The organism is Pararhizobium sp. PWRC1-1, from assembly GCF_049897905.1.
Taxonomy (GTDB): domain Bacteria; phylum Pseudomonadota; class Alphaproteobacteria; order Rhizobiales; family Rhizobiaceae; genus Pararhizobium.
Genome location: NZ_JAFCXE010000001.1, coordinates 697,266 through 722,840, shown reverse-complemented (window position 1 = coordinate 722,840; position 25,575 = coordinate 697,266). Strand labels below are relative to the sequence as shown.

Annotated in this window: 20 protein-coding genes and 1 pseudogene; 9 read left to right on the top strand and 12 right to left on the bottom strand. The window is 58.1% G+C overall.

Translation table 11 applies throughout. The features are described 5' to 3' along the window. Positions 1–102 precede the first annotated feature (102 nt). A complete protein-coding gene (locus tag ACP7E0_RS03460) occupies positions 103–312 on the bottom strand; it encodes a cold-shock protein (RefSeq protein WP_426122974.1) in 210 nt (69 codons plus the stop codon). A 279-nt stretch (positions 313–591) separates the two neighbouring features. On the opposite strand from ACP7E0_RS03460, the gene ACP7E0_RS03455 reads away from it, so the two are divergent. Further along, positions 592–1,677 (top strand): extracellular catalytic domain type 1 short-chain-length polyhydroxyalkanoate depolymerase, encoded by a 1,086-nt coding sequence (locus ACP7E0_RS03455; protein ID WP_426122972.1) that lies wholly within the window; start codon positions 592–594, stop codon positions 1,675–1,677. Between the two features lie 218 nt (positions 1,678–1,895). Here ACP7E0_RS03455 and ACP7E0_RS03450 read toward each other — a convergent pair whose 3' ends face one another. Then, positions 1,896–2,198, bottom strand: a complete 303-nt coding sequence (locus tag ACP7E0_RS03450; protein ID WP_426122971.1) for an FAD-dependent oxidoreductase — start codon at positions 2,196–2,198, stop codon at positions 1,896–1,898. An 809-nt stretch (positions 2,199–3,007) separates the two neighbouring features. Next, positions 3,008–3,271, bottom strand: a complete 264-nt coding sequence (locus tag ACP7E0_RS03445) for a hypothetical protein (protein WP_426122970.1) — start codon at positions 3,269–3,271, stop codon at positions 3,008–3,010. A 220-nt stretch (positions 3,272–3,491) separates the two neighbouring features. On the opposite strand from ACP7E0_RS03445, the gene ACP7E0_RS03440 reads away from it, so the two are divergent. Next, positions 3,492–4,514, top strand: a complete 1,023-nt coding sequence (locus tag ACP7E0_RS03440; RefSeq protein ID WP_426122969.1) for a chemotaxis protein CheB — start codon at positions 3,492–3,494, stop codon at positions 4,512–4,514. Between the two features lie 5 nt (positions 4,515–4,519). Here the strand turns inward: ACP7E0_RS03440 and ACP7E0_RS03435 are convergent, their stop codons facing one another. From ACP7E0_RS03435 to ACP7E0_RS03415, 5 genes are all read right to left on the bottom strand, one after another. Further along, positions 4,520–4,873, bottom strand: a complete 354-nt coding sequence (locus ACP7E0_RS03435) for a response regulator (protein WP_426123041.1) — start codon at positions 4,871–4,873, stop codon at positions 4,520–4,522. Between the two features lie 34 nt (positions 4,874–4,907). Continuing rightward, entirely contained in the window at positions 4,908–8,477 is a 3,570-nt protein-coding gene (locus ACP7E0_RS03430) for a chemotaxis protein CheB (protein WP_426122967.1), read from the bottom strand. Then, positions 8,470–9,057, bottom strand: coding sequence for an EAL domain-containing protein (locus ACP7E0_RS03425; protein ID WP_426122966.1), 588 nt, complete (start codon positions 9,055–9,057; stop codon positions 8,470–8,472). The genes ACP7E0_RS03430 and ACP7E0_RS03425 overlap by 8 nt, the downstream gene beginning before the upstream one ends. Positions 9,058–9,614: 557 nt before the next feature. After that, on the bottom strand, positions 9,615–10,685 hold the full coding sequence (locus ACP7E0_RS03420; protein WP_426122964.1) for a class I SAM-dependent methyltransferase: 1,071 nt from the start codon (positions 10,683–10,685) through the stop codon (positions 9,615–9,617). 320 nt (positions 10,686–11,005) lie between these two features. Next, positions 11,006–11,689: a TetR/AcrR family transcriptional regulator gene (locus ACP7E0_RS03415; RefSeq protein WP_426122962.1), complete on the bottom strand. Its 684-nt coding sequence runs from the start codon at positions 11,687–11,689 to the stop codon at positions 11,006–11,008. A gap of 176 nt (positions 11,690–11,865) precedes the next feature. On the opposite strand from ACP7E0_RS03415, the pseudogene ACP7E0_RS03410 reads away from it, so the two are divergent. The 3 genes and pseudogenes from ACP7E0_RS03410 to ACP7E0_RS03400 form a co-directional block, all read left to right on the top strand. Then, positions 11,866–12,636, top strand: a pseudogene (locus tag ACP7E0_RS03410) (efflux RND transporter permease subunit); the annotation flags it as partial. 274 nt (positions 12,637–12,910) lie between these two features. Beyond that, positions 12,911–14,812 carry a CASTOR/POLLUX-related putative ion channel gene (locus ACP7E0_RS03405; protein WP_426122960.1) on the top strand — a complete coding sequence of 634 codons (1,902 nt, stop codon included), beginning with the start codon at positions 12,911–12,913 and terminating at the stop codon, positions 14,810–14,812. A 108-nt stretch (positions 14,813–14,920) separates the two neighbouring features. Next, positions 14,921–15,970 carry an aldo/keto reductase gene (locus ACP7E0_RS03400; RefSeq protein WP_426122958.1) on the top strand — a complete coding sequence of 350 codons (1,050 nt, stop codon included), beginning with the start codon at positions 14,921–14,923 and terminating at the stop codon, positions 15,968–15,970. Positions 15,971–15,984: 14 nt separating this feature from the next. Here the strand turns inward: ACP7E0_RS03400 and ACP7E0_RS03395 are convergent, their stop codons facing one another. Beyond that, positions 15,985–16,401: an Lrp/AsnC family transcriptional regulator gene (locus tag ACP7E0_RS03395; protein ID WP_426122956.1), complete on the bottom strand. Its 417-nt coding sequence runs from the start codon at positions 16,399–16,401 to the stop codon at positions 15,985–15,987. 159 nt (positions 16,402–16,560) lie between these two features. On the opposite strand from ACP7E0_RS03395, the gene ACP7E0_RS03390 reads away from it, so the two are divergent. Together ACP7E0_RS03390 and ACP7E0_RS03385 are read left to right on the top strand one after the other, a co-directional pair. After that, the gene (locus tag ACP7E0_RS03390) at positions 16,561–18,231 is read left to right on the top strand and encodes a M20/M25/M40 family metallo-hydrolase (protein WP_426122955.1); all 1,671 of its coding nucleotides are present in this window, start codon (positions 16,561–16,563) and stop codon (positions 18,229–18,231) included. Positions 18,232–18,490: 259 nt separating this feature from the next. Beyond that, positions 18,491–20,110: a sulfatase-like hydrolase/transferase gene (locus ACP7E0_RS03385; RefSeq protein WP_426122953.1), complete on the top strand. Its 1,620-nt coding sequence runs from the start codon at positions 18,491–18,493 to the stop codon at positions 20,108–20,110. 91 nt (positions 20,111–20,201) lie between these two features. On the opposite strand, the gene ACP7E0_RS03380 is transcribed toward ACP7E0_RS03385, so the two are convergent. Continuing rightward, positions 20,202–21,431, bottom strand: coding sequence for a PLP-dependent aminotransferase family protein (locus tag ACP7E0_RS03380; RefSeq protein WP_426122951.1), 1,230 nt, complete (start codon positions 21,429–21,431; stop codon positions 20,202–20,204). 102 nt (positions 21,432–21,533) lie between these two features. Beyond that, complete coding sequence (gene betI, locus ACP7E0_RS03375) at positions 21,534–22,169, bottom strand: transcriptional regulator BetI (RefSeq protein ID WP_426122950.1); 636 nt, start codon at positions 22,167–22,169, stop codon at positions 21,534–21,536. A gap of 109 nt (positions 22,170–22,278) precedes the next feature. Between betI and choX the strand changes: the two genes are divergently transcribed. Then, complete coding sequence (gene choX, locus ACP7E0_RS03370; protein ID WP_426122949.1) at positions 22,279–23,220, top strand: choline ABC transporter substrate-binding protein; 942 nt, start codon at positions 22,279–22,281, stop codon at positions 23,218–23,220. Further along, positions 23,217–24,248, top strand: coding sequence for an alcohol dehydrogenase catalytic domain-containing protein (locus ACP7E0_RS03365; RefSeq protein ID WP_426122948.1), 1,032 nt, complete (start codon positions 23,217–23,219; stop codon positions 24,246–24,248). Before choX ends, ACP7E0_RS03365 begins: the two co-directional genes overlap by 4 nt. 280 nt (positions 24,249–24,528) lie before the next feature. Here ACP7E0_RS03365 and ilvC read toward each other — a convergent pair whose 3' ends face one another. Continuing rightward, entirely contained in the window at positions 24,529–25,548 is a 1,020-nt protein-coding gene (gene ilvC, locus ACP7E0_RS03360; RefSeq protein ID WP_113316701.1) for a ketol-acid reductoisomerase, read from the bottom strand. Positions 25,549–25,575: the final 27 nt, after the last annotated feature.

The following is a 25,575-nucleotide window of genomic DNA, read 5'->3' as shown; positions in this document are numbered from 1 at the left end:
ACAGAATGAACAAAAAAAGGCCAGGCTATTCGCCCGGCCTCGCAACAACATGATTTCGACAGAGCCAGTACATCCGTGGTCAAAGACGAAACTACGTCTCGTTTAGGCAGCCTGGAGATTGGTAGCGGACATTTTGCCCGACTTCTTATCGCGCTCAAGTTCGTAGCTGACCTTCTGGCCTTCTACGATTTCGCGCATGCCGGCGCGCTCGACAGCGGAAACATGAACGAATGCGTCTTCGCCGCCGTTGTCGGGCTGGATAAAGCCGAAGCCTTTAGTGGCGTTAAACCATTTAACTGTGCCTGTGGTCATGATGAACCCTTTCAAAGCATATTGGACGACCGCGAAAGCCGAAGCGCCGCGGATGGTGAAAGCGATTGTTTTGAAGGGGAAGTTCGTCAGGCGCGGTGCTAATCGCGCAGTAACCAAAGCTCAGCAAGCAAAATATCGATAAACCACTGATAGAGGTTCACTCACGTTTGGTCAACCTTTAGTTTTCGCGCGCCAGCTCCTACCTTGTAATAGTGCAGTGCAGCATTACGTTTAGATTGGGACGTCATTTGGCTTTCCGGGATAACCAGAGAGCCTACCATGAAAACCATTTCCGATACAATCGAGAGACTGTCCCGCTACCGTTCAAACCCGTCGGGGCGTGCTAGCCAGCCAAGCGAGCTGAAGAAACGGGAAGACCGAGGTCGCAACCCCGGACAGTTGACTGGTTGGTACAAGACGCCGAAGGACCCGGAAAATCACCCTGCCCTTGTCGTCGTCCTACACGGATGCACGCAGACGGCGGCGGGGTATGATCATGGATCGGGATGGTCGCGGCTCGCCGATGACTATGGCTTCGCCGTCCTTTTCCCCGAGCAGTCCCGACAGAATAATGCCAATCTGTGTTTCAATTGGTTTCAGGCCGATGATGTGACCCGCGACCGGGGCGACGTCCTTTCTATCCGCGAGATGGTGGACGGAATGATCACCGAGTGCGGTATCGATCCCAAGCGTGTCTACGTGACTGGACTTTCGGCGGGAGGCGCGATGGCGAACGCCCTTTTGGCGACATATCCCGATGTCTTTGCTGGCGGCGCGATCATCGCTGGCCTTCCTTTTGGAGCAGCCTCGACCGTGCCCGAAGCATTTGACCGGATGCGTGGACATGGACTTCCTTCCCCGACAGCTCTTGATAATGCGGTTCGCACGGCCTCTCAGCACAAGGGTCCATGGCCGACCGTCTCCATCTGGCATGGAACGACGGACACTACGGTCGTGGAGGCTAACGCCCGAGCCATCATCGAGCAGTGGTGCGGCGTGCACGGGGTCGGGGCGAGAGCGAACACAACACAAGTCGTGGACGGTCAAGCGCTCGAGACATGGAAGGACGCGTCCGGCCGTGATGTGATCGAACATTATCGAATTTCTGGAATGGGCCACGGAACGCCGCTCGACACAAGAACGGGCTATGGCCACTCCGCGCCGTACATGCTCGACGTGGGTATTTCATCGACTGTGCACATTGCTCGCAGTTGGGGACTGACACCATCGTTTGAGCGGAGGGCGGCTTTGGACAGCTCGGACGCTGCGCACTCATCCTCGGCTGAGCAGTCTCGACCAGTAGGTCAGGGAGGAATTCAGGACGTCATCGAACGGGCTTTACGGTCAGCTGGTCTTATGAAGTGAGTCAACGGCGTGGGTATGCCGGGACCTCTCGCAGTCTATTGCTCTACTTTCTGATTGAAGGCTCATTCGCTAGCATCGCCGCCACTGAGAGTGCGATTGCCTTTGCTTCGCGACGTGCCTCGAGTAAGTAACTTGTCAGGCTTGGCTTCATCCCCACAAACCAGAGGCCTGCAACGTTATGAGGATTTGTCTGGGCAATATCAGAGGGGTAGACGTTTTCATCTGTCATTCCCAGCGAAGCCGTGTTTGTCTTGAAACTCTCGAAGGTGCGCGACAACGCTATCCCGCTTGGGGAACGCGCCCGTCCCAACCGGATACTTCAGCCCGGGTAGCGAGGAAAGAACACGGTGTGTGTTGAGGGTGAGCTGAGGATGCCGTCGCTCCCGGCGCCCCCCCAAGTCGCTCTCTTTCTCAAGTATCAGCGTGTCGATCCCGTGCATCTTCAATACGTGGGCTGCTGTGAGACCCGATAGTCCGGACCCAATCACCACGACGTCGCGAACTGAAGTATCGATGGTCATTATTTCCCATTCGCTGGAGAATTCGCTTTATCTCTATCCATTAGCTGTCAATTTAAAAGCCAAATACTACCTAGCCCTGATCTACCCGGTCGATGGGTTTATATAGGCAAGCACGTAGATATCACCACGGGAACCGCAGTGCATGCCAAGTCTGAGGAAGATGTTGGACGCGTTTCTCGATGCGCGCCTCCCCAAAACGCCAAACTTCGAACCCAATCTGGCATCGAAGCTTGAACTCTGTCGACGGCATGGAGATTTCACCCTCGCCTATTCGACGGCCGTCCAACCCGATCTTCAGTACTTTGGTGACGGAGAGATGGGACATACCTTTGTGCTCGGTGACCCCGTCGCTAGCGCGGAGCTCAGGGCGGACTACATCCGACGTTTCGTCGCGTCCTCGGACCGCCCCTGCTTCGTGCAGATTGGTCACGAGACAGCGCGCGTACTCTCAGGAATGGGTTATCGCATCAATCAAATGGGTGTGGACACCCGGCTCTCGCCGGACACACACACTCCTTCTCCGGCAAACGTAACGAGACCGTCCGCTATTCTGAAAAATGGCTGCTGAAAAAGGATTATCGGATCGTGGAATGCGACGGCACGATCGCTCACTCCGATCAGGTCCGCCATATTTCGACAAACTGGCGGAACGGCCGTATCGTCAACCGACGCGAGATGCGTTTCCTGAACCGTCCCTTTGAACCTGAGCTCGCGCCGCACATGCGGCGGTTTCTGATCATCGATCCGGGCGGGGTGCCAACGGCAATACTCGATTTTGATCCCATCTTCCGGAACGGAGATGTCATCGGCTACACGGCGGCGTTTAAGCGAAAGCTGACAGGAACGACCCCGCATGCGGAGATCGGCCTTACAAAGTTCGCCACAGACCGTTTCAGGGAAGAAGGCCGCTCCCATGTGACGTTTGGGCTTTCACCGTTGGCGGCCATCGCGGCCATTGGGTTTTCAGAGAGCAGGGTCTGGCGAAGCTTTTTCGAGCGGGCTACCGTTCCAAACGCATCAACGAGAAAATTTTCAACCTTCAGGGCCAGGCGGCCTTCAAGCGTCGATTTCACGGCGAGGAACTTGCCACCTATATCGCGTTCAAGCGTCGCAGTCCCTTGAGATGCTGGCTCTCCTGCGTCTTCTGAAGACGTTGTGAAGGTCTGTGAGGGCAGAAAAGGAAGGGAGTTTGAAGTTTATCGTCGGTGATTGGCGGACGGCTACCGGGCCGTCGAACTTTCATCCTGTTGCCGCGTTCTACAGTAGTACTCCGTACATAAAAGTGAGGTTCTCATGGCTGCCACTACCATTATTGCAATCGGGGCGTCGGCTGGGGGTGTTGGAGCCTTACGTTCATTGGTCGCGGGACTACCACCGTCATTTTCAGCGCCCATTTTGATCGTGTTGCACATCGGCGCACATCGGAGCGAATTGGCTGCCATCTTGACTGCCGCCGGCCCTGTGGCAGCTAAGCAGGCCCATGACGGCGAAAAGATCGCGCCCGGTCAAATCTACCTTGCACCACCTGATCGACACATGATTGTAGTTGACGGAGTGATCCGCCTCTTGCGCGGTCCGAAGGAAAACTGTTCTCGACCAGCCATCGACCCGTTGTTTCGAAGCGTCGCGGAAAATTATGGTCCGGACGCTATCGGCGTCGTCCTGACGGGGAATTTGAACGACGGGACCGCTGGCCTCTATGATATTAAGCGCCGCGGTGGGATCGCCGTAGCCCAGGCCGCGCACGATGCGGCTTATCCCGAAATGCCGACAAGCGCCGCTGCCCATGTTCAACTGGATTATTGTCTGCCTCTGGCGGAGTTAGCGGGTCTGCTTGTCAAATTGGTAGGAGGGAAAACAGCAAAGGAGCCTGTAATGGCGAACCCTATTTCTCCAAGAGAGCACGGACAGGGGCCAGAGATCGTACCCAGCGGGTTCGAGCGCCCATTCACCGTGACCTGTCCGGACTGCGGCGGGGCGCTCAAAAAGTTCGAACACGGATCGATCATAAAGTTTGGCTGCCATATTGGGCATACATATACAGCCCAGATCATGGCCTCGGCTCAGTTTGAGGAAATGGAGAAAGTCATGCGCGCGGCCGTGAGGTTCTTAAATGAGCGCGCTGAATTCTGCCTGCAGATGGCCGAGTACTCCCATCGATCGGAGCCTGACATTTCTTCTCAGTGGCATGAGGCCAGCAAGCAAGCGCTAGACCGCGCCTACAAGCTTCGCGATCTGGTGGAGCAGGACTGGCTTACGCCCGAGGCTTCGACGACGGGCCGTTCGGCTACGGATAAGCGTTTACACCCGAACTGAAGAGTTCAAACAGGAGAAGCTAGCGCCCTTTCGATCGCCCGTTGCAACTCGCGAGGTTCGTACGGCTTACGAAGTGTTGGATGGTCGCGATATCTATCAAGGAAACCCTCTGCACCATAACCCGTCGCGAACACAAACGGTATGGCTCGGGCAAGGAGAACATCCGCAACAGGAAAGGATTGGCTTCCGGCCACATTGACATCGAGCACGGCAAAGTCGAGATCGGCCTGCCGTGCGAACTTTAACGCTTCGACAATGCGGATCGCAGGCCCCACGACTTCGTGCCCCATTTCGATGAGCAAGTCTTCTAGGTGCATTGCGAGCAAAACCTCGTCCTCTACGACGAGAATCCTCTTCATTTTCGATTCGCTCACCTGTTGTATCATCTTCCCCTCAACGCATTGGCGCGTCGATTGTACATACGACGCCGGCCGGCTCGTATGTAACGTTCACCGTGCCGCCAAGTTCCTGCGCCAGCGCACGCTCGATCAGGCGGGAGCCAAAACCCTTGCGCTTTGGAGCGTCAACAAGCGGCCCGCCACTTTCCGTCCAGGTAAGTTTCAAACGACGATCCTCACCAACGCCTTCCAGTCGCCAGACGATGGCGACCTTCCCTGCCTCCGTGGATAGGGCTCCGTACTTCGCTGCGTTGGTGCACAGCTCATGCATTGCCATAGAAATTGCCAGCGATGCGCTTGGCCCCAAACGGACGCGTTCACCCACGATCTGGAATCGATTACCTTCTGCATGGGGTTCGACAGTGTCGGTGACGATATTGACAAGGTCCGCTCCATCCCAGTTTTCGCGGGTCAGCACGTCGTGCGCATTCGCGAGGTTGATCAGTCGCGCGCTAAACGCGGTGCGCGCTCCCTCGATAGTGGAAGCTTGGCCGAGAGTCTGGCTTGCGATCGACTGGATGACCGCCAAGGTGTTCTTGACCCGGTGATTTAGCTCGCCGACGAGGATTTCCCGATGTTCCTCCGCGCGTCTGCGCTCGGTGATGTCTTCGATCGCCACCAGGATCAATTCATCCCGCCCCCCATCCTGTGGCAATCGACATGCGGTGAGCAACATAGTGCGCCTTCCGGACAGGCGGAACTCCTGTTCAATCTCGAAATTGTGGATTTCATCACCGGCCGAAAGGACTTTGTCCAAAAGCCCGCGAAGCGGCGGATTATTCCATTCACCTGTCCCAAGTTCAAAGATCAGACGTCCCTTTGGTTCTTCCTCGAATACCGCAAACAATTCTCGAAATGCGGTGTTAGCGGTTCGCACCCGCATGTCGCGGTTCAGTACGAGCAACGGGTGTTGAACAGTACGCACGATGGTTTCGGAATAAACGCGAGCGTCGTTGATCGCGTCGGCGTCACGCTTGCGGTCCGTAATATTGTGAAAGGTGATCACTACGCCCGCAATCCGATTATCCTGCGTGCGGTAGGGAAGCATTCGCCGCAGATACCAGCGACCGGAATCGCTTGGAACCTCTGCCTCAATGGTCGATAGCTTCTTCAATACCGTCTCGGCATCCCGTAGCAGGTGTTCATCTGAAAATTTCTGTGCGAAAGCTGAAATCGGACGACCGATGTCTGAAGGGGCCAGATCGAACAGGTCTTTGGTGGCCGGCGCGAACCATCGAATGCGGAACTTGTCGTCCAGAAACACTGTCGCGGTTTCCGAGCCCGCCAGGAGATTGTTGAGATCGTTGGTGGTGCTTTCCAGTTCGCTAATCTTGTACTGAAGCTGACTGTTGACTGTGTTCAACTCTTCATTGAATGACTGCAACTCCTCCTTCGAGGTCTCGAGTTCCTCGTTGGTGGACTGAAGCTCCTCGTTCATGGAGGTCGCTTCCTCGTTGGATGCCTTCAGTTCCTCATTCGTGGTTTCCTGATGCTCGATCGTGCTCTGCAACTCGGCTCTGGTCGCGCGCAACTCATCAAGTAGCGCTTGTTCGCGCGCAGACGCATCGTCAGTGTTGTCGCGGATCGGTATGCGGGGAAGATCGGGGTGCAGCTCAGCAGTTGTAAAACTGACGAGGAGGTAGGTGCCGCCCTGCCCCGAGGCGGGCACGGGTGCAACCGTGATCGTGACAGAAACACCTGGCTTTCCTTCTCGTCGCAAAGCGTTGACGGTCACGCTGCTGTTTGCTTTGGACGCCTCCCGTATTGCGGCGCGTAGGGCCGGGGCGAGGCCCTCGCGGGCCATCATGAGCAAATCTCGGGTCGGCTCGCCAGCTGGATGCTCCAGATAATCCCTTGTCGTCCCATGAAAATACAAAATACGCGCCTTTTCGTCGATAAGCACGGAGGCTGGCGCGTAGCGATCGAGGAGCGCACGACGCGCCAGTTCTGCAGTCGGGAGATTTGGTTCAACAGACGGCGGAGTAGATTTATCCATGGTTTGTGATCCCGTTGGCGGTCGCGTCGTCGGATACTCGAGGGAATTATGCCGACTGGAACCGCGCTTCCGGTAAATTCGCCATTTCTTCGATTCAGTTATGAATAACTCGTCATGCCGTCCAATCGTTTCGGCATTGCCGAGAAAAAGATGCCCACCTGGCCGCAACGCGAAATGACACAGGGAAATGATCTGCTGTTGGGCTTCCGTTTCAAGGTAAATCAGAACATTGCGGCAGGTGACCAGGTCGAGACGCGAGAACGGCGGATCGCGCAACAGGTTCTGGGAAGCGAACACGACCATGTCGCGTAGCTCCTTGCTGACCTGAAACGTGCTGTCGTGCTTTTCGAAAAAGCGGTTCACGCGATCCGGTGGAAGCGCCGACAGCGCAGCCGCCGGATAAATACCCTCCCGTGCCTTCCGCAAATTCTCGTCCTGGGCATCTGTTGCGAACACTTTAAGTTCGAAACGCTTTTCTGCCGCTGCGGCTAGTTCCGTCACCAGCATGGCAATGGAATAGGCTTCCTCCCCCGTCGAGCAGGCAGGCGTCCAGATACGAACCGAAGCGCCTGTCTCGCGCTCCGCGATGATCGGGGCGACGACAAGTTCGGCCAGAGCCTTCCACGCCTCCGCGTCTCGAAAAAATCCTGTAACGCTGATCATCAAGTCACTAGCCAGCGTTGTCAGCTCATGGGGATTGGTTCTGAGTTCCTCGACGTAGCTATCCAGCGTGTCGAAGTTTCTCAGACCGAGGCGACGGTGGACACGCCGACCGAGCGTCGCATGCTTGTAACCACGGAAATCATATCCGCCGCGAGTGCGAAGAAGCTCAAGGACATTTCCCAGTGTGGCTCGACTATCAGAGACCGCGTTTAGTTCGGAGGGATGGGCGACATATCCATGCGTTACAAAGGCAAGCAAGGCCTCCGGCATTTTTTCGGGAGCGAGGACGTGATCGGCCATACCAGCGGAAATTGCGCTCCTCGGCATGCCGTCGAACTCCGCGGTCTCGGGCGCTTGTACCAAGCTCATTCCGCCTTCAGCCCTGATGGTCCTCAGCCCCTCTGTACCGTTGCTTCCCGTGCCGGAAAGAACGATTGCAATCGCCCGCTCACCCTGATCCCGTGCAAGTGAATTGAAGAGCACATCAACCGGGTGGCCATGCGAGGCGGAAGGTTCGGCGACGTGCAGCCTTCCGTCTCGAACCAGCAGATCGGTGTCAGGAGCAATCACGTATACGTGGTCGGGAGCTAGTACCATCCCGTCCATAACCTGGCGGACGGGCATAGTTGTGTGTGAGCTCAAAACGTGGGCGAGTTCGCTTTCACGCTTTGGATCGAGATGTAGCACGACAACGAACGCGCAACCATTGTCACAGGGCGTGGCATCAAAAAATCGGCCGAGCGCTTTGATCCCGCCAGCCGATGCACCAATCCCGATCACTGGAATCTTCGAGATTTCAAGCGGCCGGATATCTGACCCCGTAGCCTGCACGCTCGAAGGGCCGGCGGCCTTCTGTTTCGACTTGCTACCGTTAGGCATATGGCTGTCCGATCGTTCTTCAATCATAGCGCGATTCGCAAATTCCCCCGTCGAGCCGACGGGTCACCATTTCTGGTATATCGGACGGTGTCGGCGAAGCCGGATTTACATTCGCACACACCCACTTAGCCCGCAATTCAATCCTGCAACTAGTGGGCCATGCTTCGCAGAGCATGTAGGTGTTCGCCCAGTTACTTTTTTTGGTTGAATTTACCTGGCGATAGGATCGCTCCGGCTTGGAAAAGCAGCGGGATGTGATTTCTTCCTCGGTGATCGGTCGGCTAAACATATACCCCTGAAGCAGGTCGCATCCGCAGAGATGGGCGACGGTCGCTTGCGTTTCCGTTTCTATGCCTTCCGCGGTAACGGGTATTTCCAGGGCCGTCGCAAGCGAGACGGTAGCCTGGAGAACTCTGGGAGCCTTCTTGTCGCCGTCAAGGCCCAACACAAGGGACTTATCGATCTTCAGACGGTCGAAACCGAATTCGCGCATCGCTTCAATACTCGCAAATCCAGCACCGAAGTCGTCGAGTGCGATTTTTACGCCAAGCCGCTTTAACTCGACGGTCAACCTGGCAGGATCAAAACGGGCTTCCTCAATTGCCAAGGCCACCTCCCTGACGAAACCCTGATCCTAAAGCTGCACCGGGGATACGTTGACGCACACTCCTATTCCAGGCCACCTACTTGTCGCAGCAATTGCCTTGCGCAAAACCTGGAGGCCAAGCGCGTCGAGAATGCCGACCTTCTCCGCAAGCGGGATGAACATGTCCGGCGCACATTCCCAGCTGTGGGGCTTGTCCATCTCGCCAATGCTTCGACGGCGCAGATTTAATGGAGACCACCCGTCACGAGCGGTTGATAGAAAACATCCATCTCGTTCTTGGAGATCGACCGGCGCAGTTGGCCTTCCAGAATCGCGTCCTCTCACCGTTTCACGGCCTTCAATTGGAACCGTCTTCTGTGCCGTTGCCCGGCACCTCCGCCAAAGCACTCTCAAGGCAACTCTTCAGCCCCGTCGCGACCTGCCGCCGGATGAACCAACAAGTTTGGCAGGTATGTTCCGCTGATCTCGCTCGGCACAACGCAGGCTTTCTCACCGTCGTCGCAAAGTTAATGCTTGATGGTATGATCGACGCTGACAGCCGCGAGCACCTTCACACGTTATGCGGACAGGCGCGCCTCGAGAACCATGTTGAACGGGCCGGTGAAGGCCCTTCTGACCTGGTCGAAGCCACCTGAGCGGATAACCTCCGTGAGCTTCGCCTCGCCCGCCTGCGCACCCAATCCTTCGCCCACTTCCTGATCGAGCGAGGTGGGCACGCATATCATGGTCGACGCGTTGTAGTAGAGGCGGCCGACGGGGTTCATGTTGTCTTCTGGACGGTCGCCAGCAATCGGCTCCACGATCATCCATGTGCCGTCCTTCTTGAGCATGCGGCGCATATTGTCGGCGCAGCCTCGCGGATCGCCCATGTCATGCAAGCAGTCGAAACTGGTCACCAGGTCGAAGTCCGTATCCCTGATGTCTTTTGCGGTTGCCGCGACGAACCTGACCCGGTCTCCGACTCCGTGAGCTTTGGCATGGCTATTCGCCTCTTCAATCGACGGCTCGTGGAAGTCGTAGCCTATGAAGCTTGCATTGGGGTACGCCTGCGCCATCAGGATCGTCGAGAATCCGACGCCGCATCCGACGTCGGCAACCTTCGCGCCTGCCTCAAGTTTTTCCTCGACGCCTTGAAGAGCCGGCAGCCACGTCTGGACGATATTGTTCACGTAGCCCGGACGGAAGAACGCTCCGGTCGCGCAGAACAGGCATCCGGCAGAATCCCCCCAACGAACTCCAGCGCCAGTCCTGAAGGCCCGCTCGACCTTCGGTTCTCCCTCGATCATCGCCGCTACGAGATCGAAAGCGCCTTCGAGGTACACGGGACTGTCCTTGTTGACGAACACCATGGCCTGTTCAGGCGATAGGGTGAACATCTGAGAGCCGCTGTCGTAGTCGATGTATCCGTTGGCGGCCTGCGCCAACGCCCACTCCCTGACGTACCGCTCATTCAGTCCGCCTGCCGCCACCGCCAGGTCCGCGGGCGTAACCGGACCGACGCGATGCAGAGCGTCAAACAGCCCCAGTCTCAAGCCGACCCTGACAGTCGGGACGCTAAACGCTCCGCCGAGGTCGCCCAGCATTTTCCCGACAAATGAATGAAGTTTATCTTCATCAAGCTGTACCATGTCAGTCCCTCCCAAGACCTATTCATTGGCGAGCAAAATGGCTGGGCGCGCATGGCGCTCCGGTGAACGCTCAAACAGCCGGGAATGTAGCAGATTGAGGGTTTCGTGTCACGTCAGCACCCATGGGACAAGGCTTGCGCGAAGCCAGGAATGATCAGAGGCAGAGCCTGAGGTCAGGTTTGCAGGTCACCCGTGCTTGGACACTTTGTCGATGCAGACTGTCGCCGGTTCCGGAGCCACGATCATTCCGGTTACGCGACGGCTCAAAGCATCCGTATCCAAGGCATTGACCCGCGGAGCGATGATAGCGATGGGACGCGCTACTCGACGGGCGGCGGACCAATCCACACGCCTGGAGGTACTACGGGAATACTATTCGCCAATCCCTCGAGCATACCTTGCATCACGCTTTCGCTCAGTTCGTCGGCCTTGTCAGCGGGTCCGACAAGGCGGTCGACAAGCAATAACGTAAGACCGTGCATCTGTGACCAAAACACGAGGATCGCGCCATTGACCGTCGGCGCACTTGCGGTTCCGGAAACGACGGGTCCGAGTGCACCGTCGCTGATCGCGTCGACCAGCAGCGCTTTCATGTCCTCCGCAGCGGTTCTTTCGATAGCGGGACGCCCGCTGACCTGTCCTGAGAGATAGCCGCCGAACATCAATCTGTAGAGCGCAGGATTGTCGACACCGCCGCGCACATAGGCGCGCGCCATGGCCGCAAGGCGCTCGCGCGGGTTCTCCAGTTGCTGCATCGCCTCGGACATCCGTTTCGCAAGAAGCTCGAACCCCACAGCCGATACGGCCGCCAGCAAATCGCGCTTGTCGGCGAAGTGCTTGTAAGGCGCGTTGTGGCTGACACCCGCCCGACGCGCGAGTTCGCGAAGCGAGAATTCGGTGCTCTGGGATTCGCTGAGCACGTCGAGTGCGGCAACTACAATCGCCCTTTGCAGGTCACCGTGGTGATAAGGGCGCTGTTCTGTCGTGGAAGTGGCTCTGGTCATGATTGTCCATTTAGGTGCTGATGTTGCGCATGTCAACTTTTCCCCATCAGGCATATTGACAATGCCCACACTAACCTTTAAGTGGGCGATGTCAACATCGAGTTTCGGCTCGTTGGACGTATCGGATTGAGCGCCGCCGCTTGAACGGCGCGGCCCCGTACAAAGCTACCGGAGAAGAACGCATCGAAAAGAAGCTGCAGGAACTCGATAACCTGGAACATACAAGAAGCATCACGACCGCTGGTGAGACGATCGTTTTCGTCGATCTGCTTCCGAGTACGGATGCGCGGGATGTGAAGCCCACCTGGTCACGCGTCCGCAATTTGATCGACGACATCAAGCACGAGTTCCCCCAAGGCGTCGTCGGTCCGTTCTTCGACGACCAGTTCGGCGATGTATATGGCAATATTTTTGCCCTTACCGGAAACGGTCTTAGTCAACGGGAACTGCGCGATTTCGCCGAGAGCGCGCGCACGAAGGTTCCCAAGATTCAAGACGTCGGCAAGATCGACATCGTCGGTGCGCAGGACGAGGTGATCTTCCTCGAGTTCTCCACCCGCTAAATCGCGGCCCTCGGCATCAACCGCGCCGACATCATATTCACGCTACAGGCGCAAAACGCCGTCACCCAGTCCGGGTTCGTCGAGGCGGGCCCGGAACGCATTGCCCTGCGCGTCGGCGGACGCTTCATCTCCGAAGACACCCTGCGTGGAATCAATCTCAAGGTGGACGATCGCTTCTTTCCGCTGACCGACGTCGCCAACATCAGCCGCGGCTATGTCGATCCGCCCTCCTCGCTCTTCCGCTTCAACGGCAAGCCTTCGATCGGGCTCGCGATTGGCATGAAGACGGGCGGCAACCTGCTCGCCTTCGGCGAGAAACTCGAAGAGACGATGACCGAAATCATCCAGGACCTCCCCCTCGGCGTTTCGGTCGAACGGGTATCCGCGGTATGCTCGGCTGGATCAGTGTCCCCTTTCAACGAAGTAGCGAGACCCTCAAAATGGCGGCGTGAATTCTACTGACGAGTCCCATTAACAACGGGGGGATTACCACTTGTCCCGATAAACAGCCCGCCACAAGCGTGATGTGGATAGATAACCGGATGACCAGATGAACATTACTGGGTGCATTGGCACTCAGCCACGTAAACCTGTTGAATATATTGGTAATATCTGCGATCCGCAGCGAAACGCATATGGCGCGGCCAAGGGAAAATCGATGAGCAAGAGTACGACATGGAGCGCACGGCTGCGTTATGAATTCGACAAGAGCATGGCCGGGGGAGCAATCGCGCTGATCGGCTGGCTGACAGTCATTTCGCTCATCGTCATCGTTGTCGCCGGCGCCTTTCTCGCCATCACCCAGATCGCGCCGGAAGGTGGCGAGCCCGTCAGCTTCATCGAAGGCACATGGGAATCCCTGATGCGGACCTTTGACGCCGGCACAATGGGCGGCGATACTGGCTGGGGTTTTCGCGGCGTGTCCCTGTTCGTCACGCTCGCCGGCATCTTCGTGTTCTCGGCTCTGATCGGCGTGCTCAGTTCCGGCCTGGAAAACAAGCTTGATGAACTGCGCAAGGGCCGCTCCCAGGTACTTGAGAACGATCATACGATCATTCTCAACTGGTCGCCCTCGATTTTCGACGTCATTTCCGAACTGGTCATCGCCAATGCCAGCCGCAAGAAGCCGCGCATCGTCATCATGGCCAGCAAGGACAAGGTGGAGATGGAGGACGAAATCGCCACAAAGGTGGCCGACCTCAAGAACACCAAGATCATCTGCCGCAGCGGCGACCCGACTGATCTCTACGACCTGAACATCGTCAATCCGGAAACCTCGCGCTCCGTCATTGTGCTGTCGCCCGAAGGCGACGATCCGGACTCGCAGGTGATCAAGAGCGTGCTGGCACTGGTGAACGCCCCCAACCGCCGCGCCAAGCCATACCAGATCGCCGCGGAAATCCGCGACAGCAAGAACGCCGAGGTTGCCCGCATCGTCGGCGGCAAGGAGCTGCAGCTGATTCTGGCCGATGACCTGATTTCCCGCATCGTCGTGCATTCCAGCCGCCAGTCTGGCTTGAGCGCCGTCTATTCCGAACTTCTCGATTTCGATGGCTGCGAGATCTACACGCTGGAACAGCCTGATATTACCGGCAAGAGCTTTGCCGCAGCCGTGATGGCCTACGAAACATCGACGCTGATCGGCCTTTGCGAGGAGGACGGCAAGGTGCATCTCAATCCACCGCCTGGTCGTATCTTCAAGCCGGGCGAACGTGCCGTCATCATCGCCGAGGACGATGCCGCGATCAAAGCCGGCGGCAACGACATCCATATCGAGAAGGACGCCATCCTTCCGGCGGAGGTGCGCGAGCAAGGCCCCGAACGGACGTTGTTGCTTGGCTGGAACCGCCGTGGACCGATCATCACCTTCGAACTGTCGCGTTACGTCGCGCCCGGTTCGCTACTGACGATTGCGGCCGATACGCCGGAGCTTGAGGATGAAATCGAAGCCCTCAAGGTGGCCAACGGCAACATGGCCGTCGATTACCGCGTCATCGACACCAGCAATCGCGCCGAGCTCGATGCGCTCGACATTCCAAGTTACGATCACGTGCTCGTTCTCGGCTACAGCGACCATATGGCGCCGCAGCCCGCCGACACCCGCACGCTGGTCACCCTGTTGCAGCTGCGCAAGATCGCCGAACAGGCAGGCCGCCATATCAGCGTCGTCAGCGAGATGACCGACGTGCGCAACCGGGAACTGGCGGAAGTCACCCGCGCCGACGATTTCGTCGTCAGCAACAAATTGGTCAGCCTGATGCTGGCACAGGCATCCGAAAACGAACGCATGGCCGCAATCTTCGACGAGCTTCTCGACGAGGATGGATCGGAAATCTACATGCGGCCGGTCAGCGACTATGTCGCCATCGGCGAGCCTGTCACATTCTACACGATCTGCCTTGCCGCCCTGCGGCGCGGCGAGGTGGCGATCGGCTACCGCCGCCAGCGCGACGAGGGCCCGGACCAGCGCCGGCTTGGTGGCGTCACGGTCAATCCGGCGAAGTCCGAGAAGCTGCTCTATAGCGCGGCCGACCGGGTCATCGTGCTGGCAAAGGATTGAACGAAGATTGCAAAATCGGCGTGCGGCCATCCGGCCGCCCCTTTCCTTTTGATGGCCCACGACTAGCTTAGCTTGCGCTGCGCACGTCAAACGAATCGGAAAATCGTCATGGAATATCGTCTTCTCGGCCGCTCCGGCCTCAAGGTTTCGACATTGACCGTCGGCACCATGACCTTTGGCGGCAAGGGCTGGGCGAAGACTGTAGGCGACCTCGGCGTCAATGAGGCCAAAAAACTTGTCGACATGTCTCTCGACGCCGGCGTCAACCTGATCGATACGGCGGATGTCTATTCGCAGGGCGTGTCCGAGGAAATCGTCGGCGAGATCATCGACGGCAAGCGCAAGAACGGCGTCCTGATCGCAACCAAGGCCCGCTTCCCGATGAGCGATGGCCCGAACGATGCGGGGTCCTCACGCCATCATCTGGTGCGCGCCTGCGAGGCAAGCCTGAAGCGCCTGAAGACCGATGTCATCGACCTCTACCAGCTGCATGAATGGGATGGCCAGACGCCGCTGGAAGAAACGATGGAAGCGCTTGATATGCTCGTGCGCCAGGGCAAGGTTCGCTATATCGGCTGCTCGAACTTTTCCGGCTGGCACATCATGAAGGCGCTCGGCGTCAGTGCGACTGAGCATCGCCAGCGCTTCGTCAGCCAGCAGATCCACTACACGCTCGAAGCCCGCGAAGCCGAATACGAGCTTTTGCCGATCTCCATAGATCAGGGTCTCGGCGTGCTCGTCTGGAGCCCGCTGGCCGGCGGCCTGCTTTCCGGCAAGCACCGCCGCAACAAGACGGCGGAAGGATCGCGGCAGCTGGCGGGCTGGGACGAGCCGCCGATCCGCGACGAGGACCGCCTGTGGAACATCGTCGATACCCTCGTCGATATCGCCGAAAGCCGTAATGTCTCGGGCGCGCAGGTGGCGCTGGCCTGGCTGATCGGCCGCAAGGCCGTAACTTCCGTCATCATCGGCGGCCGTACCAAAGCGCAGTTCAAGGACAATCTCGCCAGCACCGACCTGGTCCTGACGTCCGAAGAGCGCCAGCGCCTCGACGAGGTCAGCGCGCCACCGATCCTCTACCCCTACTGGCATCAGGTCCGCACAGCCAAGGACCGGCTGGGCGAAGCCGACCTGTCGCTGCTCGGGCCGCATACTTAGGCGAGAGACCAGCCTCAAATCGTCGTCAGCAACAAGCTCGTTTCCGATTTGGACACCCCTTCCAGCGCCCGGACATAGCGTAGGACGCGGTCGAACTCGGCGAGATTCTCCGTTTCGATTTCGGCAACGAGATCCCAGGCACCATTGGTCGTGTGCAGCGCCCGGATCTCCGGAATACCGCGCAATGTCTTCACCACCGAGACAGTCTTTTGACCGGTGATCTCGATCAGCATGACGGCGCGAACGGCATGCGGGTCCTCCGCTGCGGCGATACGGACGGTGAAGCCGGCAATAACGCCATCGGCGGTTAGCCGGTCGATCCGGTTTTGTACTGTGCCGCGCGATATTTTCAAGAGTTCAGCCAGTTTCGAAATCGAGGCCCGGCCATCGGCTCTCAGAATTGCCAGCAAACGGCGGTCGGTATTGTCCATGACATCAACCTTTGATCATTATGCCAACATACCCTGCCATTTCGTCAAAAATATCAAGCAAATTTCCATATTATTGCCATTTCGCTTTATGGAGCCGGGGGCTAGAGTTCGCCAGCCTCGTCACAGGGGTCCATTCGAATCGTTAGAGGATCGCCCGAAATGCCGTCTGCCGACCGCCCATCTCTCCGCAATTCCCTGTCGCGCACCGGCGAGCTTTCCATCGAAATGACCCGGTGGCCAAGTGTCACGGAAAGCGACAGCGAAGCGGCATTCTCTGGCCGTTTGATGGAGCTTCTTGGCGGCACACCCTATTTTCATAAGCACCCGGAAAATCTGCTGGCGCTCGACAGCCACGGCACGCCCGCCCGGCAAAATGTGCTGGGGCTGGTACGCGGCAAGGGCCGGCGTTGCCTGGTTCTGGCGGGGCATTTCGATACCGTCTCAATTGCCAATTACAGTTCACTGGTATCACTTGCCTGTGAACCGGAAGCCCTCACTGCGGCGCTGATCGACGAGCTCACGGCCAAAAGCCGCAATCCGGCTGAGGATAAGGCACTGACCGACCTCATGACCGGCGATTTCCTTGCGGGCCGCGGCCTGCTCGACATGAAGAGCGGCCTTGCCGCCGGTATCGCGGCGCTGGAGCGCTTTGCCGAACTCGCTGAGCCGCCAGGTAATCTCCTGTTCGTCGCCACACCGGACGAAGAGAACCGCTCGCGTGGCATGCGGGCCTTACGTGACGCCCTACCCGCCATCGCCGAGAAATTCGACCTCGACATTATCGCCGGCATCAATCTCGATGCCAGCGGCGATGATGGCGATGGCGAGGAAGGCCGGGCTGTCTATCTCGGCTCGGTCGGCAAATTCTCGCCGTTCGCCTTCGTCGCCGGCCGCCCCACCCATGCCGGCTATGCCTTCGACGGCGTCAGCGCCCACCTGATCGGTGCCGAGATCATGCGCGCCATGGAGATGAACAGCGCTCTTTGCGACGAGGCGCATGGCGAGGTTTCGCCGGCACCGGTCTGCCTCGAAGCCAAGGATGTGCGCCACGGATATGAAGTGACGACACCGGCGCATGTCTGGCTGTCGTTCAACTGGCTGACGCACAGGCGCACACCGGAAGACGTGCTCACCGAGTTCAGCGCGCTTGCGGCAACCGCCATGCAAGCAGCGCTCGACACTCAGGCACAGAATGCAAAGGCCTTCTTCGAGCGCCAGGGCTCAGGCCGTGCAGAATCCCATGCGGGACAGGTCCTCACCTACGCCGAATTGTACGCGCTTGCCGTCTCCCATGGCGGACAGGCTGCAGCCGAACGTCTGAAGGCGCTCGATCAGTCCCTGTCGAACGGCGAAGATCCTCTGTTGATTACCCGCCAGATCGTCGCGGCCACGCTCGCAGAGGCCGGTCTCGAAGGCCCGCTGGTGATCGTCGGTTTTTCGACCCTGCACTACCCGCGCGTCCACCTGGACAGTGCCGGAGATATGGGAAAAACCTTCGAACGAAACATCATGGCCGCCGCCGAAACCTGCGCAAAACGGCATGGGACAAGCATCAAGGCAAAACAGTTCTTCGCCGGTATTTCGGACATGAGCTTCTTCGGCCATCGCCCGGCCATCGGACAGACGCAGCTTCTATCCGACAACACGCCCTGCTCGGCCTTTGTCGACAAGGCACCGAACGGCCTTCTGTCCTATCCGGTGGTCAATATCGGGCCATGGGGGCGCGACTACCATCAAAAATGGGAACGCGTTCACATGCCCTACACCTTCGAAGTCCTACCCGACGTGATCTACGAAGCCGCCCTCGCCAGCCTTTCAGAGGAAGGATAGGCGGCCATAGAAGCTTCACGCCCCGTTGAGCACGAGCCCATCAGAGCACAAAGAATTTGGTCGATTGCAATCAGCATACCCGGCCGGGCAAGGCTATCCATCGGGTCTGCCGTATGAAGGCCTGGGATGCGCGCAATACCTTTTTTTAACTACCCTTCCAGCGAGGCAATATCGCCGACCGTAAGTCAACCTGTCGTTAGGGATCGCCTTATACACCTCTGTAACCTTGGTACTGCGCCAAATTGCGGAGAATTTCAGTATGCTCAAACTGTGGAGATCCGATCGCGCCGAACCGACACGTCCTTACTGGATGATTTGGGCTGCAGTTTTTGCAATCACCCTCCTGAACATCGCCGTGAAGGTCACCGACGAAGACCCGACGCTGATCCTTTTTGGGTTCCCACCGCTTTTCTTGATGCTTCTCGCGCTGGGCTTTGGCCGCCACTTCGCCAGCGGACGGCCGGCCATGGGATGGTGGCTTCCGCTCATCCCAATGGTGATGCTGATGATCTGGTGCGTGTTCATCCAGGTTTTCGGTCAGTTCTCCCTGGCACCCATTCTGTTTCACTTTCAATATGAAATGGAATCAAACGGCGTGATGAGTTTTGTTGCTCTCCAAGTCGCGGTGGAATTGCTTCCGTTCCTTCTGCTTTTTGTCTGCTGGCGGCAGGCCGCGCGTAGACATCGGCGGATGCAGACGCTTGGCGCGCTGTTGACCGTTCCGCTTCTTGTCTTCAATCCCTTTACCTACGGCATTGGCAACCATGTGATGCGGGCATACGCCTCGGATCAACTGGACCTCACACGCCATTTCAGCGATCCGGCGGTGGCGCTGAAGCCGGAAGACCGGCAACCGAATCTGATCCATATCTACTTGGAAAGTACCGAGCGAACTCTTTGGGACGAAAGCCTTTTTGGAAAGACCGCAGCGCCCTTGAAACGTCTGGAAGCCCGCGGGTTCTCAGCGGCCGGCATCGCTGAATCGGAGAAAACGAACTGGACGCTCGCTGGCCAAATCGCCAGCAATTGTGGAGTGCCGCTGCTCGGCTTGGGCATGACCGGCCGCTATGATTTCGCCCATGTCAAAGCCCTGCTACCAAAGGCGGTCTGCCTCAGCGATATTCTCGCCCGAGACGGCTACACGCTGACATTCATGCAAGGCGCCATGCTTGGGTTCGCCGGTACCGATGGTTTTGTGGCTGCACACAACTACCAAAAGGGTGTTGGATACGCAGAAATCGGCGCGAATTATCCAGCCCCGGTTACCGCATTCGGAACCCGGGCCAATCCGTGGGGTATCGACGACGAGGATCTGTTCGATGCCGCATTCAAGGAAATCGTCGCTCTTTCGAGCGGCGAAAAGCCCTTTGGCCTAACGGTATCGGCAATTGGCGGGCATAGCCCTCACGGCTTCGTCTCGCGCAGTTGTCTTGCCGATGCCGATGTCATGTCGCTTCCAAATCAAACATTGCAAGCATTTTACTGCACGAACAAGCTGGCTGAAGCCTTCATCAAGAAAGTAGAGGAGGCCGGCCTTCTTGAAAATACCGTTGTCGTTGTGCAGAGTGACCATCTTGCCATGCGCAACCAGATTTATCGTCAGTTGAAGAGTAAAGAGCGTCGAAATACCTTCATTATCCTTAAGGATGGGCTTTCCCCGAGATTGAGTACAACCGCAGCGACAATGGTCGATACATATCCGACGATTCTCGAGGCTCTGGGCTACACACTTCCGGACAGGAAGGCGGGGCTCGGTGTTTCGCTGCTGTCAGGCAACATCACACTTGCCGGTGAAGTGGGGCTCGACCGCCTGAACGATGCAATTCTGTCGGATTCCACCTTGCGTGACAAGCTGTGGGGTATCCACCCCGGTACATAGGAAGGGTCGCGCGGCTCAAAACGGTCGCGCGACGCCTCTTATGCTTGTACAATTACCGTCTCTGCTTCCCCCGCAGAAACCCTTTGGACAACTAAGCAGCAATCGCCGCCGCCTCCTGACCAATGAGGTTACCGAGGCGGGAAATCCCCTCCTTGATCATCGCCTCGTCGGCGCAGGAGAAGCTGACGCGAAGCGTGTTGGCGCCGGAACCGTCGGCGAAGAAGGCCTTGCCCGGTACGAAAGCGACCTTTGCCGAGACCAGCGATTTTGCAAGGAGATCGGCTCCGTCCATGCCGGCCGGCAAGGTCAGCCAGACGAACATGCCGCCTTCCGGAACCGTCCAGCTGACGCCCTTCGGCATGTATTTCCCGAGCGCTGCCAGCATGGCATCGCGGCGCTTGCTGTAGACGGCACGGATCTTGTTGACCTGCGCGTCGAAACCGCGCTCGGCGACATGGCAGATCGCCATCTGGTTGATGGTCGACGAATGCAGGTCGGCCGCCTGCTTCATCAGCACCAACTTGCGGATGATCGGCATGGCCGCAACCACGAAACCGACGCGAAGGCCGGGCGCCAGCGTCTTGGAGAAGCTGCCGCAATAGATCGTCCGGGTGTCGTTGATCGAACCCTTGCGGGCAATCTCGAGCGCCAGCATCGGCGGAACGGCTTGCCCGTCATACCGCAGCGACTGATAGGCGGCGTCCTCGATAACGGCGATATCGAGTTCCTCGGCCAGATCGAGAACCTTTTCACGCGCCGCCAGATCCAGCGTTTCGCCGGTCGGATTGGCGAATTCCGCCGACATATAGGCAAACTTCACCCGGCCGCCAGCTTCCGCCGCGACATCGCGATAGGTCTGCGGCGTACGGTTGCCGGCTGGCGACAGCTGATCATAGGACGGCTCATAGGCATTGAAGGCTTGCAGCGCGCCAAGATAGGTCGGCCAGGTGACCAGAGCCGTATCGTTGGGCGACAGGAACAGCTTGCCGAGATAATCGAGCGCCTGCTGCGAGCCCGAGGTGATCAGGATGTTTTCCGGCTCGCACGGGATGCCGATGGCGGCCATGCGGCCGGCAAGCCATTGGCGCAGCGGCAGGTAGCCTTCGCTGACCGAATATTGTAGCGCGGCACTGACCGTCGGGCCGCCGAAGATATCGGCATAGGCGGCCTTGAATTCCTCATCCGGAAACAGCGCCGGATCCGGAATGCCACCGGCAAACGAGATAATGTCCGGCCGGTCCAAAAGTTTCAGCAGTTCGCGGATTTCCGAGGCGCGCATCCGTGAAGACCGCGTCGCGAAGATATTTTCCCAATCGAGCATGGACGTTTCCTCAGATTATGCTTTTTCCGGAGCACATCACGCCGTGCTTATTAAGTCAACAATGCTGACCTATACTTCGGTGCAAAGATGCATTTTCTGCGATCATCCGGCCACCGGCATCGACTTCAGGCGTTCGACGATAGCTGTCCCCAGACTATTCTCCGTATAACGCGTAAGCAACTGCTTGCCCTGCGACAGGCTGATATCCGCATCAGAATGCCCACGACGCAGCCAGATTCCGTCGAGCATAGCGGCAAAACCGAGCACGAACGGATCGATTGCGGCCCCTTCAACAGCCGGCACAAGCGCCGACGCCAGATTGGAATGAAGCCGCCGGTAGAACAGCCGCTGCAGCCGGGCGTAGCGCTGATTATGCGCCGCCTCGGCGTAGAACGACACCCAGGCATTGGCCGTATTGCGCTCGAAGCGGCTCTCCGGAAAATTGCCGTCGATCACCGCGATGATCCGGTCCCAGCGGCTAGCGGCGGCGCGTAGCCGCACGACCACATCGTCCATCAGGATACGGTTTGCGTGGCGGACCATCTCGAATAGGACCTCGTCCTTATCCTCGAAATAATAGGTAAGAATCCCCTGCGACATGCCAGCCTCCTGGCATATGCGCGTGGTCGTCAGCCCCTTCAGCCCATCCTTGATGAAAATCCGGTAAGCCGCCTCGATCAGCTCGATGCGGCGGATTTCCTCGATGCGTTTCTTCTGTTTTTTCGGTTGTACGTTCATGTATTTTTAATACCTGAAAGATTTTTTGTACGCTCTAACAAATTTTTATTTTGACAAAAAATATTGTTGACCTATCGTTTCCCTCAATACCTAAAAAAGGGGAATGGATATGAACGCATGCAAGCTTGCTCTCGCCGCGCTCGGCGTTACCCTGTTGCCGCTTACGGCCAATGCCACGGATGCGGAATCCTGTCGTACTGTTCGCATGTCGGATCTTGGCTGGACGGATATCTCGCTGACCAACACCACAGCGGCGGTGATGTTGACCGCACTCGGCTACCAGCCAACCCAGACGCTTCTTGGCCTCAACGTCACCTATGAAATGCTCAAGGGCAAGCAGCTGGATATCTTCCTCGGCAACTGGCGGCCGGTCCAGGACGAACAGTTCAAGGCCTATTTCGACGACAAGTCGGTCGAGCCGCTGGTAACCAATCTCGAAGGCGCCAAGTTCACACTCGCCGTGCCGAAATACGTCGCCGACGCCGGCGTGACATCCTATGACGATCTCGCCGCCCATGCCGAAAAATTCGACCGGAAAATCTACGGTATCGAGCCGGGGTCGAACCAGCCGCTGCTCGACATGATCACCGCCGGAAACCATCAGCTTGCCGGCTGGGAAGTCGTCGAATCGAGCGAAGCAGCGATGCTGATGCAGGTTGCCAAGACCACCAAGACCAAGGACTGGGTGGTGTTTCTCGGCTGGGAACCACACCCGATGAACCTGATGTACGACCTCACCTATCTTTCCGGCGGTGACAAGGAATATGGCCCGAATTTCGGCGGCGCGACGGTGCGCACCATTGCCCGCGGCGGTTATGCGGCGGAATGCCCGAATGCAGCCAAACTGTTTACCAATCTGGTGTTCGACCTGAAGTACGAGAATATCGGCATGGACATGATTTCCAACAAGGGACTGTCTGCCGAAGACGCCGCCAAACAGATGATCAAGGACCATCCGGACAAACTCGACCGCTGGCTTTCAGGCGTCACCACGTTCGACGGCGCGCCCGCCCTTTCCGCTGTTCAGTCCGCTCTGGGACTTCAACCGTGAGCATCATTCAGGATTTCATGAACGCGGCGGTGGTTGAAACATATGACGCGCCGCTGCAACAGCGCAAAGTCCCTGTCCCAAAACCCGGCCCCGGCCAGATCCTCGTCAGGCTGAAGGCGTGCGGCGTCTGCCACTCGGATGTACATATCTGGAAGGGACATGTCCGCCCGCCGTCGGATCCCGTCCCCTTCATCCTCGGCCATGAGGGTGTCGGCACCGTCGTCGCCACCGGGCCGGATGTGACAAGCTGGGAAATCGGTGCCAGTGCCGGCGTGCCCTGGCTGCACGACACCTGCCGCCATTGCGACGAATGCGCAGATGGCATGGAATCTTTCTGCCAGAACCAGCGCGCGCATGGACTGAACGTGCCCGGCGCCTTTGCCGAATACGTGGTGGCTGATGCCGCCTACGCCGTGCCGCTGGCCGATGGTCTTGATCCGATTGCCCTCGCACCGATCATGTGTGCCGGTGTTACCGCCTATGGCGCCGTCAAGCGCTCTGCCCTGCGCGCGGGGGAAACATGCGCCATTTTAGGCTGTGGCGGAGTTGGTCTCTATGCGATCCAGATTGCCGCCCGGCTTGGCGCCCGCGTTATCGCCATTGACCGCGACCCCGCCAAACTCGAGCTTGCTTGCCGCTACGGCGCCGCAGCAACGCTCCTGGCCGATGACACACTCACGGAAACGCTCGGAACCGAACCCTACAGAAGCCATGTCTGCATCAACTTTGCCCCCACCACCGCCACATGGGCACCGATGATCGCCGCCATCCGGCCGAGGGGCCGTATCGTCGCGGCAGCGCTGGTGCCGGACCCGGTTCCCGTCAGCCAGGAATGGCTAACCGCAACCGGCGTCGTCATCACGGGAACAAGCGTGGGAACGCGGCAAGAGATGCGCGAAGTCGTGGAGCTTCATGCGGCAAAACCGCTGGAGAATGACATCGTGCCGATTACGCTCGACGGCGTGTCCGGCGCACTGCGTGAACTCGACCAGGGCAAGGCCGCCGGCCGCTTCGTCATCGCCTACTAACTTTCCGGAATTGCGTCAATTCCGAAAGCAGGGTGTCAGGCTTCGTGATGTCCGAACATGCTCAAACCAACGAGGAGCACAATGGCACCGACGATGAAAGCATCGAAAATGGCGAAATGATAGAAGAACGTTGTCATTGCAGTATCCTCCTGACGAATAGAATACGCCAAAAACGGCAATGTTCCAAATATTACTTGCCAAAACGAAAAAGACCGGGAGATATCTCCCGGTCCTTCAGTATTACGCTAGTGCAATATACTAATTTTGCTCTGCAGCAATATTAGTTCTTGGCCTTGTCGACCAGCTGGTTCTTGGCGATCCACGGCATCATGCCGCGCAGCTTGGCGCCGACTTCTTCGATCTGGTGGTTATCGTTCATGCGGCGGATACCCTTGAAGCGGGCAGCACCCGAACGGTATTCCTGCATCCAATCGGAGGTGAACTTGCCAGTCTGAATGTCGGTGAGGACGCGCTTCATTTCAGCCTTCGTTTCAGCCGTAATGATGCGCGGACCCGAGACGTATTCGCCCCACTCGGCCGTGTTCGAGATCGAGTAGTTCATGTTGGCGATGCCGCCTTCATAGATCAGGTCGACGATCAGCTTGACTTCGTGCAGGCACTCGAAATAGGCCATTTCCGGCGCATAGCCGCCTTCGACCAGCGTTTCGAAACCGGCGCGGATCAGCTCGACGAGACCGCCGCACAAAACAACCTGTTCGCCGAAGAGGTCGGTTTCGCACTCCTCTTTGAAGTTGGTTTCGATGATGCCCGAACGGCCACCGCCGACGCCGCAGGCGTAGGACAGAGCGAGATCAAGCGCGTTGCCGGACGCATTCTTGTCAACGGCAACGAGGCAGGGAACGCCGCCGCCCTTCTGGTATTCGCCGCGAACCGTATGGCCGGGGCCTTTCGGTGCGATCATGACGACGTCGAGTGTCGACTTCGGCTCGATCAGGCCGAAATGCACATTGAGGCCGTGTGCGAAAGCGATCGCAGCGCCGTCGCGGATGTTGCCGGCGATTTCGTCCCGATAGATGTCGGCCTGGAGTTCGTCCGGCGTCGCCATCATCAACAGGTCGCCCCACTTGGCAGCTTCTGCAACGGTCATGACCTTGAAGCCATCGGCTTCGGCCTTCTTGATGGTTGCGGAACCGGCCTTGAGCGCGATGACGACGTTGGTGGCGCCCGAATCCTTAAGGTTCAGCGCATGGGCGCGGCCCTGCGAACCGTAACCGACGATAACGACGTTCTTGGACTTGATGAGGTTGAGATCAGCATCACGATCGTAATAGACGCGCATTGTAATTTCCTTCCCTTTGCTTGTCTT

What these genes read in the sequence shown, in the direction of transcription:
- ACP7E0_RS03380 (WP_426122951.1), bottom strand. Translation starts at nt 21,431, where the DNA reads ATGCTCGATTGGGAAAATATCTTCGCGACGCGGTCTTCACGGATGCGC.
- ACP7E0_RS03390 (WP_426122955.1), top strand. Translation starts at nt 16,561, where the DNA reads ATGCCGTCTGCCGACCGCCCATCTCTCCGCAATTCCCTGTCGCGCACC.
- ACP7E0_RS03420 (WP_426122964.1), bottom strand. Translation starts at nt 10,685, where the DNA reads ATGGTACAGCTTGATGAAGATAAACTTCATTCATTTGTCGGGAAAATG.
- ACP7E0_RS03430 (WP_426122967.1), bottom strand. Translation starts at nt 8,477, where the DNA reads ATGATTGAAGAACGATCGGACAGCCATATGCCTAACGGTAGCAAGTCG.
- ACP7E0_RS03460 (WP_426122974.1), bottom strand. Translation starts at nt 312, where the DNA reads ATGACCACAGGCACAGTTAAATGGTTTAACGCCACTAAAGGCTTCGGC.
- ACP7E0_RS03435 (WP_426123041.1), bottom strand. Translation starts at nt 4,873, where the DNA reads ATGAAGAGGATTCTCGTCGTAGAGGACGAGGTTTTGCTCGCAATGCAC.
- ACP7E0_RS03395 (WP_426122956.1), bottom strand. Translation starts at nt 16,401, where the DNA reads ATGGACAATACCGACCGCCGTTTGCTGGCAATTCTGAGAGCCGATGGC.
- ACP7E0_RS03455 (WP_426122972.1), top strand. Translation starts at nt 592, where the DNA reads ATGAAAACCATTTCCGATACAATCGAGAGACTGTCCCGCTACCGTTCA.
- ACP7E0_RS03385 (WP_426122953.1), top strand. Translation starts at nt 18,491, where the DNA reads ATGCTCAAACTGTGGAGATCCGATCGCGCCGAACCGACACGTCCTTAC.
- ACP7E0_RS03440 (WP_426122969.1), top strand. Translation starts at nt 3,492, where the DNA reads ATGGCTGCCACTACCATTATTGCAATCGGGGCGTCGGCTGGGGGTGTT.
- betI (WP_426122950.1), bottom strand. Translation starts at nt 22,169, where the DNA reads ATGAACGTACAACCGAAAAAACAGAAGAAACGCATCGAGGAAATCCGC.
- ilvC (WP_113316701.1), bottom strand. Translation starts at nt 25,548, where the DNA reads ATGCGCGTCTATTACGATCGTGATGCTGATCTCAACCTCATCAAGTCC.
- ACP7E0_RS03415 (WP_426122962.1), bottom strand. Translation starts at nt 11,689, where the DNA reads ATGACCAGAGCCACTTCCACGACAGAACAGCGCCCTTATCACCACGGT.
- choX (WP_426122949.1), top strand. Translation starts at nt 22,279, where the DNA reads ATGAACGCATGCAAGCTTGCTCTCGCCGCGCTCGGCGTTACCCTGTTG.
- ACP7E0_RS03400 (WP_426122958.1), top strand. Translation starts at nt 14,921, where the DNA reads ATGGAATATCGTCTTCTCGGCCGCTCCGGCCTCAAGGTTTCGACATTG.
- ACP7E0_RS03450 (WP_426122971.1), bottom strand. Translation starts at nt 2,198, where the DNA reads ATGACCATCGATACTTCAGTTCGCGACGTCGTGGTGATTGGGTCCGGA.
- ACP7E0_RS03405 (WP_426122960.1), top strand. Translation starts at nt 12,911, where the DNA reads ATGAGCAAGAGTACGACATGGAGCGCACGGCTGCGTTATGAATTCGAC.